Genomic DNA, 11,434 nt, shown 5'->3' on the forward strand with positions numbered 1-11,434 from the left:
GGCGGGTCCTGTCAGCTTCAAGCCGTACGGCGCACCACCGAGACGAAGAAGCCATCCGTCGCGGTCGAGGCCGGGGTGAGCACCAGATGCCCCTCAGCCGTGGCATGGGCCGGCAAGGCCTTGCCCGGCAGCACGGCCTCGAAGGAGGCCACGGCAGAGCCGCGCGAAAAGCGGCTGTCACGCGCCAGAAAGGCCTCGATCTGGCCGCCGTTTTCCTGCGGCAGCAGCGAACAGGTGGCATAGACCAGCCGCCCGCCCGGCTTGACGAAACGCGCCGCCGTATCCAGCACGCGGGCCTGATCTTCCATGCGTTCGCCAAGGGCCTTTTCGGTCAGGCGCCACTTGGAATCGGGCCGCCGCCGCCACACGCCCGTGCCGGTGCAAGGCGCATCGACGAAGACCAGATCCATTTGCCCTTCCAGATCCTCCAGCGAGGACGACTTGGGATCACGCACCTGCACATTGCGGGCGCCCGCACGGGCAAGCCGCTCATGAATGGGCGCAAGGCGCAGCCGGTCGGAATCGTAAGCGTAGATCTGGCCCCGGTTTTCCATGAGGGCCGCGAGCGCCAGCGTCTTGCCGCCGCCACCGGCGCAAAGATCCAGCACCTGTTCGCCGGGCTTCGGCGCTGCGATGAGCGCGGCCAGCTGGCTGGCCTCGTCCTGCAGCTCGAACCAGCCCTTGCGGTAGCCTTCTTCCGCCTGCACATGCGGCATGCGGGATGCACCGGGGCGCGGGGCAATACGCAGGCCCTGCGGAGACAGGCCGGTTTCCACCGCCCCCTCTTCGCCAAGGCGCTTGAGCACCTTTTCCCGTGTGGCCTTCAGCGTGTTGACGCGCAGATCAATCGGCGCACGGGCGGCCAGCGCCTGCCCTTCGGCAACAGCTGCCGCGCCAAAGGCATCCGTGAACATCGGCCACAGCCATTCCGGCACATCTGCGGTCACATGGTCCGGCGCGGGCTCGTCCCGGTCCGTGGAGAGGAAGGCAATTTCCTCTTCGCTCAAGGCTTCGGGGGCATGGCGGTCATCGGCCAGCACCTCGGTGAGGCGCGGCACACCCTGGCCCCAGAGCCGGGCATAGGTTGCCAGCGCCAGCGCACGCGGGCTTCCCGAACGCATCTGCCAGCCGAGGCTGAGCTGATGGCGCAGGGCATCAAACACCAGATTGCCAATGATGGTGCGGTCGCCCGACCCGGCAAAGCGGTGCGCATTGCCCCAGTCCTTCAGGGCCTCCTGCACCGGGCGGCGGCGGCTTTCCACCTCACCCAGCACCTCGATCGCCGCTGCAAGGCGTCCGCCGTCCTTCATCATGCAACTCCGGTTCCGTTGTCCTGCGCAGGGCGTCATGCTCCTGCGCAGGACGGTGTCAGTCAAATGCTCAGATATTCGTCGGGTAGTTCGGGCTTTCGCGCGTGATCGTCACGTCATGAGCGTGGCTTTCGCGCAGGCCTGCACCGGTGATGCGCACGAAGCGGGCCTTTTCCTGCAGCTCAGGGATCGTCTTGGCGCCAACATAGCCCATGGCAGCGCGCAGGCCGCCGGCAAGCTGATGCAGCACGCTGGAGAGCGGGCCCTTATACGGCACCTGGCCTTCGATGCCTTCCGGCACCAGCTTCAGCGTGTCGCGCACTTCCGCCTGGAAGTAGCGGTCGGCCGAGCCGCGCGCCATGGCACCAACCGAGCCCATGCCGCGGTAAGCCTTGTAGGAACGGCCCTGATGCAGATAGACCTCGCCCGGGCTTTCCTCGGTGCCGGCCAGCAGCGAGCCAATCATGGCCGCCGAAGCGCCAGCGGCCAGCGCTTTGGCCAGATCGCCCGAATACTTGATGCCGCCATCAGCAATGACCGGAACGCCCTGCTTGGTGGCTTCGTCGCAGGCTTCCAGAATGGCGGTCAGCTGCGGCATGCCGACACCGGCTACGATACGGGTGGTGCAGATGGAGCCCGGCCCGATGCCGACCTTCACCGCATCCGCACCGGCATCGATCAGCGCCTTGGTGCCGTCGCGGGTGGCTACGTTGCCAGCCAGAACCTGCACACCGTTGGACAGGGCCTTGACCTTGCTGACCATTTCCAGCACGCGGGCCGAATGGCCGTGGGCGGTGTCCACCACCACAAGGTCGACGCCCGCATCGATCAGGCGCTCGGCCCGCTGCATGCCTTCTTCGCCCACGCTGGTGGCGGCGGCAACGCGCAGGCGGCCCTGCTCGTCCTTGGTGGCATTGGGGTTGAGATGGGCTTTTTCGATGTCCTTCACGGTGACAAGGCCGATGCAGTTATAGGCATCGTCCACCACCAGCAGCTTCTCGATGCGGTGCTGGTGCAGAAGGCGCTTGGCTTCTTCCTGGCTGACGGTATCGCGCACGGTGACGAGGTTTTCCCGCGTCATCAGCTCATAGACCTTCTGGCCCGGATTGGTGGCAAAACGCACATCGCGGTTGGTGAGCACGCCCACCAGACGGCCGGTGACCAGACCGCCGCTGCCGCCGTTTTCCACCACCGGAATGCCGGAAATGCCATAGGCCTTCATCAGGTCCAGCGCATCCTTGAGAGTGGCGTCCGGGCCGATGACGACCGGGTTCACCACCATGCCGGATTCGAACTTCTTCACCTGGCGCACCTGCTCGGCCTGCTGGTCGAGGGTGAGGTTGCGGTGCACCACGCCGATGCCGCCAGCCTGGGCCATGGCGATGGCAAGGCGGGCTTCCGTCACCGTGTCCATGGCGGAGGACAGGATCGGCAGGTTCAGTTCAATCCCGCGGGTGATGCGGGTGCGTACATCGGTCTGGCCCGGCATGACTTCCGAATGGCCTGGCATCAGCAGGACGTCATCAAAGGTCAGCGCATCAACGCCGGTGGTCGGAACGAAAAATGAAGCCATGGCCAATTCCCCTTGAGTTGAAATGCCGGAACCCGCCAGCCCTTGGGAAGGCGGCGGCGGCAGGATGCGCTTCGGCAATGCCGGAGAAGTTGGCGCGGGTGAATAACACGCAGGTGACAGGTTGGGAAGGGCAAACAAACAAGCTGTGACAAATGGATGATTGAAGCCGTCTTCCATCCGGCCACACCGCCGCCCTGCCCGGACCTCAGTCCTCGCCGTCTCCTTCGCCCTCCATCAGGCGCGGGTCGCGGGAGGCGGCGCGATTGCCGCGGAACCCCTTTGCCACCACGTAAAGCTCCGGGCTTTCCTTGCGGCTGGCCGGCGGCTTGATGTGGGCGACGGACTCAAAGGACTTCTTCAGGCCGGTCAGCAGCTGATTCTCCGTGCCGCCCCGGAATACCTTGGCAAGGAAGGCCCCGCCCGGTGCCAGATTCGTCAGCGCAAAATCAATCGCCACCTCGAACAGATGCGTGGTGCGCAGATGATCGGTCTTGCGGTGGCCCGTGGTGGGCGCCGCCATGTCCGACAGCACCAGATCCGGCTTGTGCCCGCCAAGGGCGGCGATCAGCGCGTCCGGGGCGTCCTCATCAAGAAAATCCTTCTTCAGCAGCACGACACCCGGCAGATGGTCCATGTCGAGATAATCGATGCCAACGACCAGCGGCTCTTCCGGCGTGGACTTGACCACATCGGCCAGCACCTGACACCAGCCGCCGGGTGCCGCGCCCAGATCCACAACGCGCAGGCCCGGCCGCAGCAGGTTCAGCTTCTCGTCGATTTCCAGCAGCTTGTAGGCCGCCCGCGACCGGTAGCCGTCGATCTTGGACCGGCGGACATAGGGGTCATTGAGGTGGCGCTCCAGCCATCGCGTGGAGGATTCCTTGCGCTTGGCCGCTGTCTTCACCCGCACATGCAGACCGCGATCACCCGCTCCGCGTTTGCCGCCTGTCATGATTTTCCTTTCTGGCCCTTGTGGCCGCGTCCGCCGCGGGACCATACGCCATCCGCAGCCATCAGTTCGGTCAGAATGCCCTCGCGCAGGCCCCGGTCGGCGACGCGCAGGCGCGCGCAGGTCCAGCGGCGGCGAATGGCTTCCAGAATGGCGCAACCCGCCAGCACCAGATCGGCCCTGTCTGCACCGATGCAAGGGTTCTCCACCCGCTCCCGGTAGGACATGTCGCGCAGCTTGGCAACCATGGCCGACACATCCTCATCCGCCAGCCAGGCTCCGTCCACACGGCGCCGGTCATAACGGCGCAGGCCGAAATGCACGCCCGCCAGCGTCGTCACCGTGCCGGAGGTGCCCAGCATGTGCATGTTGCTGGAGGCCATCGCCTCGCGGAGCCCGGCGCCAAGCGCCGATCCATCGAGGTGGCTGCTGACATCATCAATCATCGCCTCGAAGACTTCATGGCTCACATCCATGCCGCCATGGCGCTCCGCCAGATTGACGACCCCGACCGGCAGCGACACCCAGGCGCGGATGAAGCGCGTCAGCGCATAGCCGCGCGCCCCGCCCCGGTTGCGCAGATCCAGCCAGACGATCTCCGACGAGCCGCCGCCGATATCGAACAGCAGCACACCATCCGCATCCCGGTCCACCAGCGAGGCGCAGCCCGCCACCGCCAGCCGGGCTTCCGTTTCCCGGTTGACGATTTCCAGCGCCAGCCCCGTTTCCCGCTGCACGCGGGCGATGAACTCCTTGCCATTTTCCGCCGCGCGGCAGGCCTCCGTCGCAATCAGGCGCGAGCGGCGCACGCCGCGCTCCGCCAGCTTGCGGTGGCAGCTGTCCAGCGCCTCGATGGCGCGCTCCATGGCCGCCTCGCTGAGGCGGCGGCTGGCGCCCACGCCCTCCCCCAGGCGCACGATGCGCGAATAGGCATCAACGACGCGAAAGCCGCGTTCATCCGGTTTGGCGATCAGCAGGCGGCAGTTGTTGGTGCCAAGGTCAAGCGCGGCATAAAGATCGCCGTCCGCCTCACTGGAACGCCCTGCCTCATAGCCGGAGCGGCGCACCTGCGGCAGGTCATGGCCCGGCCGGGGGCGCGAATGGGAGCCCGGCTCCGCAGCCTGCCGGGCGGCATTGTGAGCAGCCGGGTGAGCAGCCTGCTCCCCGCCAGCCTTATCAGGCCCTGAAGCCCCGCGCGGGGCCGGATGGGCGGATGCGGATTGCACGCCGCGCGCAGCGCCGCGCCCGCGCCGCCGCCTGCGGCCACGCCCGCCTGCCCCGTCCGCCTCTGCGCCGGGATGGGCGGCCTGCCCCGCTGCAAGATGGCCTGCCTCGTTTCTGGTGCCGGAACCGTAAGACTGCGGCAGGTCATGCAGCTGATGGGAAGGCTGACCTGAAGATGGCCCTGAAGACGCCCCAGCAGCTGCGCCAGCGCTCCGTCCCTTGAAACCGGGGAGCCCGCCGCGGGCATGCCGCGGCTGGTTGCCAGAACCCGAACCCGAACCGGAACCAGAACCCGTTTGCCCGTTCCGCCCGACATGACCGGCACCTCCATGCCCGCCCTGCGGACTGGAAGCCTTGGGGCCGGCAGCTCTGGCACTGGCGGTTTGCTCTGCGCCACCGGCGGCAGGACCATCCCCGCCCTGAAGGCAGGCGCGCCGCTCGGCACGATTGGGCCGCTGATCGGCGCGCGGACGGCGCCTGTGCTTCTTCTTTGCCGGACGCGGCCCCGAAGACGTTTCCGCCTGCGGTCCGGGCGCAACTGGCCCGTTCTCGATTCGCTTCTGGGCGCCGCCCCTGCCCTTGGAACGGCGCTTCTTGCGCGGGCCCTTGCCGGACCGCGCATCCTGAACCGAAGCCGCACCAGCCTGCCGCTCCCGTAGCGGGGCAGCCTCCTGACCGTGCTCTTCCACCTGAATGCCCTTCTGCGCCGGCGCCGGTCACCCAGGAGGAGCCCCTCAAGAGGACAGCGCGCGCAACAAGATAATGTTGGACAAAGTGTATCAGCTTGCCTGCCGCAGCGCAAAGGCGGCAAAGCGCAAGAGGCAGGAAAGACGCAACGACAGCTGAGCCCCATCAAAACCGGCCGGCAAAACCCGGACGCAGCATCCGCAGCGCGGACCGCCACCGGCCGGTCACGGCGGCGGATATGGCACCGCAAAAACAGGACAGATTCCGGGGGGCCGGATTCCGCCATTTTTCCAAACGCTTGAGATCATTCATCCACAGGCGCACAGCCGTTTCATTTTTTTGCCGCTCCCCAGTTGATCCCCCGCCCCCAAGCCGCTATAAGCCCCCTCATCGCAGCGCCACCAGGCGCCGCCCGCCAACAAGGCGTCTACTGGGGAATAGGTTAACGGTAGACCCACGGACTCTGACTCCGTTAGTCCTGGTTCGAATCCAGGTTCCCCAGCCATCCTTCTATCAGCATTCAGATTCAAATGTTTAGCAAGCGCCGCGTACCTCAAATGGTACCGCTGAATGTACCTCGGCTGTGTGAAAATCTGTCTCTGATTTGCTGGCCTTACAGCGTTGGCGCTGCGATGCATGGCAGACTGTTTGTTGCATCTGACCTTTGCTGGGAACTAAGCCTTACGACACACGCGTAACCTGCACTCGCGGATTGACCCAGGAATGGCGGCTTAGGCACACTGCAACCCAAGGTAGATTGGGGATCGAGTGTATTTCGTTCGCGTGTTGTTGGGTGCTGTCGGGCTCATTTCCGCCTGTCAGCCGAGTTGGGCGATTACTGTTTCGGTCGAGGACATCGATCCGACGAAATCCTACATTCTTGTATCCGGTGTGTTCGAGCCGTCCGACAATCTGACGCCATTTGTTCAGGCGGTTCAAAGGCTGGGCGGCAAAGGTTCGACGGTCGTATTCAACTCGCCCGGCGGAAATCCCTCTAAGGCAATCGAACTTGGGCGCTTGATCCGGTCGCTCGGTCTTTCCACGCTTCAACCCCGATCTCTCGAATGTGTTTCTGCGTGTGCTTTGGCCTTCATGGGTGGAGTTTCGCGCTACGCCGAAACCGGTTCCATCGGCGTCCACAAGTCCTCGTTCTCCGGCGTTTCCGGGATCTCCGTCGATGACGCCGTCTCCTACATCCAACACCAGACTGCTGAGACCATCGCCTATTTGACCGAGATGGGCGTGGCCCCCGGGCTCTTACAGCTATCCTTGCGATATGAGCGGGACGACATGCGATATCTGTCGAAGAGCGAGATGGCGCAGTATCGCGTGACTACTGGCGGGGTGAGCGCACCTCAGACCTCGATGTCAGCGGAGCCTCAAAGTCCAAGCGCACCCAACCAGCCGGCCTCGGCAGGTGCAGCGCTCCCCGATTACCGGATCGCAGCGGATGATGCTCGCTTCACCATCCCCCTCTCCACCAGCGGGGCCCTGAGAGTTCCGAAGGGCAAGGAATTCCTACGTGCAGCCGAGGACCAATCGTCCGCAAAGATCATGGCCATCAGCAACGGAGAGCCCGTCGAGATCTTGGGCGTTGGTGAGCGCTGGTATCGGGTCAAGGTGAAAGGGCGAACGGGATACCTCCACCACAATTGGGTTCGGGTTGACCAGTTCATCCAAAAGCCGTTCGGTGACCGGTTCATTCAGGTGAAGAGCTTCGACAACTTCGAAGAAGCACAGAGCTATGTGAAGGCCTCGCAGCTTCCACTCGTTGCTTTCTTGGCGACGAACAAATGGTATGCCATCGCCCTTCAGGACACGCTGCCCGTAGATAAGGCTACGCAACTGCTTTAGGGGCCTCAAAGAGCGGTCGCTTGTGCCTGACGATGCGTTTGTCACCGTTGGCAACACCTATGTGAACGAGGTCTGCTGCCGTCGATAGAAGGCTGCGGACTTCACCGCTGTCTGCTCCGCTCGTTCAACTGTTGAATGAGGTCAGAATTGAAGGCCGTTCCAAGGGGCTGAACCGCCCCGGGTTTGCCGGAGACCCCAACTCGTGGGAAGTAGGGTCTATGACAAGCAAGAGGACGAACAAATTTTCGCCTGAAGTCCGCGCCCGCGCGGTTCGAATGGTGACGGAGCATGAAGCCGAACATCCGTCCCGCTGGGCTGCCGTTTGCTCGATAGCCGCCAAGATCGGCTGCTCGGCGCATACGCTCAATGAGTGGGTGAAGAAAGCAGAGGTCGACAGCGGCAAGCGAGCTGGTGTGCCGAGTGATGTGGCCGAGAGGATGAAGGCTCTGGAGCGGGAGAACCGGGAGCTTCGTCAGGCAAATGAGATTTTGCGCAAGGCCTCCGCGTATTTTGCGATGGCGGAGCTCGACCGCCCACTGAAGCGGTGATTTCCTTCATCGACGAACATAGTTCGGTGCTCGGGGGCGAGCCGATCTGCAAGCTTTTGCCGATTGCCCCGTCCACCTATTATGAGGTCGTTGCCAAACGCACGGGATGTAGACCGCCTGTCGGCCCGCGCCCGACGCGACATGGCCATGAAGGTCGAGATACGCAGGGTGTTCAACGAGAACTTCCAGGTCTATGGCGTTCGGAAAGTCTGGCGGCCGTTGCAGCGAGAGGGCTTCGATATTGCTCGCCGCACCGTCGCACGGCTCATGAGAATGATGGGCCTTCAGGGCATCATTCGTGGCAAGCCCATCAAAACCACCATATCGGAAAAGTCTGCCCCGTGCCCGCTCGACCGCGTCAATCGCCACTTCAAGGCTCCCGCGCCGGCCATGCTCTGGCTTTCCGATTTCACCTATGTGGCGACCTGGCAGGGCTTCGTCTATGTGGCCTTTGTAATCGATGCCTTCGCCCGCCGTATCGTTGGCTGGCGGGACAGTCGAACGGCGCGCGCGGAATTCGTCCTCGATGCTCTCGACCAGGCGCTTCATGACCGCCGGCCCGTCAAACATGGCGGGCTGGTTCATCATTCCGACCGCGGCTCGCAATATGTGTCCATTCGCTATTCCGAACGGCTGGCGGAGGCGGGCATCGAGCCGTCTGCCGGAAGCGTTGGCGACAGTTACGACAATGCTCTCACAGAAACGATCAACGGTCGTTACAAGGCCGAGGTCATCCAACGCCGGGGACCATGGCGCAACTTCGAAGCCGTGGAGTTCGCCACGCTCGAATGGGTCGACTGGTTCAACCACCGCCGGCTGCTGGAGTCTATCGGGAACATCCCGCCAGCCGAGGCCGAAGAACGATACTACCCCATGCCGGACGCGCCAGTCATGGCCGCATAACTTAAACCAAACGGTCTCCGGCAAACCCGGGGCGGTTCAGTCGAGACACCGGCATAAGGCTTGAACACGCCGGACGGCAGCTTGACGGCAGCGTCCAGCTTGTGGTCATCCACCAGCATCCTGCGGATAGCCTTGTGCGCGGTGGATGAGCCGAACAACACCCTGTCCGGCACGATGACGGCAGCCCGCCCGGCATCAGCTGCTTCAGGAACAGGACCATGAACAGAAGCTCGGTCTTCTTCGTGTTGACGATCGTCAGAAGATCCGCTCTGGTGGTCTCGAAATCCAGTGACCCGGCAAAGGGCGGGTTGGCAAGGATCAGCGAAAATTTGTCCGCATCGTCGCCGTGGGCGGAGGCGAGCGAGTCACGGTAGCGTATATCGGCCCCTTCCACCCCGTGCAGCTGCATGTTCATGGAGCCGATGCGCAGCATGGTGCGGTCAAAGTCGTAGCCATGGAATATGCCGGAACGGAAAAGCCCCCGCGCTTCGCTGTCGCGGAACAGCGCCGCATGGTTGTCACGCACATACTCCCCTGCCCCACTAGAAAGCCGCAGGTGCCGCTGACCGAATCACAGATCACGTCATGCGGTGTCGGGGCGGTCAATTCCACCATCAGGTTGATGATATGGCGCGGCGTGCGGAACTGGCCGTTCCGGCCGGCGCTGGCAATCTTGCCCAGCATGTATTCGTAGAGGTCGCCCTTGGTGTCGCAGGCTTCCAGCGGAATGTCCTCCAGCATGTCCACCACCTTCGCCAGGAGGCCTGGCGTGGGGATGGTGAAGCGGGCATCCTTCATGTGCCCGGCATGGGCCGTGCCCTTCCCGCCCATCTCGCGCAGGAAGGGAAAGACATGTTCCGAAACGATGAAGAACATGCGGGCCGGATCGTCATGACGGAACCGGGACCAGCGCAACATGGCAAAGGTGACTTCCTCCTACACCGCGCCAGTCTCTTCGTCGCGCAACGTGCGATAGACGCCTTCGGGGAAATTGACCCGCTCCATGAGGCGCCCCAGTGCCATCGCCTTGTTCTCTGCCAGCGTTTGCCGGTCATCCAGCCCGTGCATGAACAGGAGGCAGGTGATCTGCTCGATCACCTCCAGCGGATTGGCAATACCCCCGGGCCAGAAGGCATTCCACACCTGATCGGCCTTGCTGCGGATCTCACCGCTCAACATGCACATCTTTCACGAATCTGATTTTGCCCGCACAGTAACAGGAGCGGACTACTGGCAAACCGGTTGAGCCACTGTTTCAACACCCGCCGCGCCCGTTGCCGGAAGCACCCGTCCTTCGCCCTGCGATTGTGCACTTCCCAACCGTGTCATATTTCGTTAACGGTTTGAATCGAGGTGTTTTCTTGCGTTGCAACTGGGCATAGGGGCTTTTTACAGTGGGTTGGGTGGATTTTGTCGGCGTTCCGGTCAAGAACGCGATCCTTTTTTGTGCCGGTCTGCTGAAGCTGGACGGTACACCGGGTCTTGTTGCACTGCTGTTTTTCGTTGCCCTTGCCGCACTTGCCGCGCGTTTCTGGCTCGAAAAATGGCGGCAGGCCGAATCCATCGAATGGATGCGCGAAATCGTTCAGGATGGCGAGGAAGGATCCAACTTCAGCAGCCAGATTGACGAAATCGGTGGAACGATCCAGACCGAGGCAGAGGGCGACAGCTACAGGAAGCCACTGGCCACCGCCTGGGGGGAATACAGGGAAACGCTTGTTTCCCATGATGAAGATGGAGTGACCGTGCTGCGCAACGCTGTGCGGCCCTCGGTTTTTCTCAATACCGATGATCTGGGTTTTGGCCCCGGCTCCTGGCGAATCGTGCCGGGCCTTTTTGTCAGCATGGGCCTGTTCTTCACTTTCCTGGGCCTGATCTCCGCTCTGGATGGAATATCGGCAGAAACGGAGATCACAGCACACGCCATGCAGGACCTGCTGAAGGTTGCTTCGGCGAAGTTCATCATGTCGCTGACTGGCCTTCTGTGTTCCATCATGCTCACGGTTTTGTACCGGCGGATGCAGGGCAAGGTGGACAAGAAGCTGCATGCGCTCTGCCACATCATCGAGTCCAAGCTGACCTGATCCACCCCCATTGAACGGGTCCACCTTGAAGTATGGTTTTGACCCTGAAGGAGGACCACAATGGCAAACAAGCGACACAAGCCCGACGAGATCGTCACGAAGCTTCGGCAGGTTGAGGTTTTGCGCGGCCAAGGCATGGCGATGGCGGATGCCGTTCGCCAGATCGGCGTTTCCGAGCTGACGTTCTACCGGTGGCGTAAGCAATATGGCGGCATGAGCCGTGACCAGCTTCGGCAGTTGAAGGATCTCCAGAAGGAGAACGAACGGCTTCGCAAGGCGGTGGCGGATCTGACGCTGGACAA

The 11,434-nt window shown here is 63.1% G+C and carries 11 protein-coding genes, 1 tRNA gene, 2 pseudogenes and 1 other annotated feature; of the genes and pseudogenes, 7 read left to right on the forward strand and 7 right to left on the reverse strand.

Going from position 1 to position 11,434, the window contains the following annotated elements; genetic code table 11:
* Window positions 1-17 precede the first annotated feature (17 nt).
* The 4 genes from ASC48_RS17375 to ASC48_RS19850 all read right to left on the reverse strand — a co-directional run bounded on the left by ASC48_RS17375 (window position 18) and on the right by ASC48_RS19850 (window position 5,208).
* Window positions 18-1,310: an RsmB/NOP family class I SAM-dependent RNA methyltransferase gene (locus ASC48_RS17375; protein ID WP_055456971.1), complete on the reverse strand. Its 1,293-nt coding sequence runs from the start codon at window positions 1,308-1,310 to the stop codon at window positions 18-20.
* A 70-nt stretch (window positions 1,311-1,380) separates the two neighbouring features.
* Window positions 1,381-2,883 carry an IMP dehydrogenase gene (gene guaB / locus ASC48_RS17380; RefSeq protein ID WP_019966407.1) on the reverse strand — a complete coding sequence of 501 codons (1,503 nt, stop codon included), beginning with the start codon at window positions 2,881-2,883 and terminating at the stop codon, window positions 1,381-1,383.
* 205 nt (window positions 2,884-3,088) lie between these two features.
* On the reverse strand, window positions 3,089-3,835 hold the full coding sequence (locus ASC48_RS17385; RefSeq protein ID WP_055456960.1) for an RlmE family RNA methyltransferase: 747 nt from the start codon (window positions 3,833-3,835) through the stop codon (window positions 3,089-3,091).
* Window positions 3,832-5,208: a Ppx/GppA phosphatase family protein gene (locus ASC48_RS19850; protein ID WP_244270101.1), complete on the reverse strand. Its 1,377-nt coding sequence runs from the start codon at window positions 5,206-5,208 to the stop codon at window positions 3,832-3,834. The genes ASC48_RS17385 and ASC48_RS19850 overlap by 4 nt, the downstream gene beginning before the upstream one ends.
* Before the next feature lie 144 nt (window positions 5,209-5,352).
* Here ASC48_RS19850 and ASC48_RS20025 point away from each other — a divergent pair, with 144 nt between their 5' ends.
* The 5 genes and pseudogenes from ASC48_RS20025 to ASC48_RS17410 all read left to right on the forward strand — a co-directional run bounded on the left by ASC48_RS20025 (window position 5,353) and on the right by ASC48_RS17410 (window position 9,048).
* The gene (locus tag ASC48_RS20025; protein ID WP_167345152.1) at window positions 5,353-5,715 is read left to right on the forward strand and encodes a hypothetical protein; all 363 of its coding nucleotides are present in this window, start codon (window positions 5,353-5,355) and stop codon (window positions 5,713-5,715) included.
* A gap of 459 nt (window positions 5,716-6,174) precedes the next feature.
* Window positions 6,175-6,248: transfer RNA gene (locus tag ASC48_RS17395), tRNA-Gln, on the forward strand.
* 263 nt (window positions 6,249-6,511) lie between these two features.
* Complete coding sequence (locus ASC48_RS17400) at window positions 6,512-7,597, forward strand: SH3 domain-containing protein (protein WP_055456962.1); 1,086 nt, start codon at window positions 6,512-6,514, stop codon at window positions 7,595-7,597.
* 275 nt (window positions 7,598-7,872) lie between these two features.
* Window positions 7,873-8,019 (forward strand): annotated as a pseudogene (locus tag ASC48_RS20295) (IS3 family transposase); the annotation flags it as partial.
* An 80-nt stretch (window positions 8,020-8,099) separates the two neighbouring features.
* Window positions 8,100-8,216: a sequence feature (AL1L pseudoknot), on the forward strand.
* 10 nt (window positions 8,217-8,226) lie between these two features.
* Window positions 8,227-9,048 (forward strand): IS3 family transposase, encoded by an 822-nt coding sequence (locus ASC48_RS17410; RefSeq protein WP_425270045.1) that lies wholly within the window; start codon window positions 8,227-8,229, stop codon window positions 9,046-9,048.
* Here the strand turns inward: ASC48_RS17410 and ASC48_RS20300 are convergent.
* The 3 genes and pseudogenes from ASC48_RS20300 to ASC48_RS20215 form a co-directional block, all read right to left on the reverse strand.
* Window positions 9,012-9,481 (reverse strand): annotated as a pseudogene (locus ASC48_RS20300) (HsdM family class I SAM-dependent methyltransferase). The gene ASC48_RS17410 and the pseudogene ASC48_RS20300 sit on opposite strands and share 37 nt — an antisense overlap.
* A complete protein-coding gene (locus tag ASC48_RS20210) occupies window positions 9,460-9,966 on the reverse strand; it encodes an N-6 DNA methylase (protein ID WP_341860393.1) in 507 nt (168 codons plus the stop codon). Before ASC48_RS20210 ends, ASC48_RS20300 begins: the two are co-directional and overlap by 22 nt.
* 18 nt (window positions 9,967-9,984) lie before the next feature.
* Window positions 9,985-10,227 carry a type I restriction-modification system subunit M N-terminal domain-containing protein gene (locus tag ASC48_RS20215; RefSeq protein ID WP_244270100.1) on the reverse strand — a complete coding sequence of 81 codons (243 nt, stop codon included), beginning with the start codon at window positions 10,225-10,227 and terminating at the stop codon, window positions 9,985-9,987.
* A 215-nt stretch (window positions 10,228-10,442) separates the two neighbouring features.
* On the opposite strand from ASC48_RS20215, the gene ASC48_RS17420 reads away from it, so the two are divergent.
* Both ASC48_RS17420 and ASC48_RS17425 read left to right on the forward strand, forming a co-directional pair.
* Window positions 10,443-11,132 (forward strand): MotA/TolQ/ExbB proton channel family protein, encoded by a 690-nt coding sequence (locus tag ASC48_RS17420; RefSeq protein WP_141659006.1) that lies wholly within the window; start codon window positions 10,443-10,445, stop codon window positions 11,130-11,132.
* Between the two features lie 60 nt (window positions 11,133-11,192).
* On the forward strand, window positions 11,193-11,434 hold a 242-nt coding region (locus tag ASC48_RS17425; RefSeq protein ID WP_055456965.1), incomplete at its 3' end, for a transposase.

Source organism: Pannonibacter indicus (genome assembly GCF_001418225.1).
Lineage (GTDB): Bacteria > Pseudomonadota > Alphaproteobacteria > Rhizobiales > Stappiaceae > Pannonibacter > Pannonibacter indicus.

Bases quoted from the DNA above. Each gene is read 5' to 3' on its own strand.
- ASC48_RS20215 (WP_244270100.1), bottom strand. From the start codon at position 10,227: ATGTTGAGCGGTGAGATCCGCAGCAAGGCCGATCAGGTGTGGAATGCC.
- ASC48_RS20210 (WP_341860393.1), bottom strand. From the start codon at position 9,966: ATGTTGCGCTGGTCCCGGTTCCGTCATGACGATCCGGCCCGCATGTTC.
- ASC48_RS17385 (WP_055456960.1), bottom strand. From the start codon at position 3,835: ATGACAGGCGGCAAACGCGGAGCGGGTGATCGCGGTCTGCATGTGCGG.
- ASC48_RS17375 (WP_055456971.1), bottom strand. From the start codon at position 1,310: ATGAAGGACGGCGGACGCCTTGCAGCGGCGATCGAGGTGCTGGGTGAG.
- ASC48_RS17410 (WP_425270045.1), top strand. From the start codon at position 8,227: ATGAGGTCGTTGCCAAACGCACGGGATGTAGACCGCCTGTCGGCCCGC.
- guaB (WP_019966407.1), bottom strand. From the start codon at position 2,883: ATGGCTTCATTTTTCGTTCCGACCACCGGCGTTGATGCGCTGACCTTT.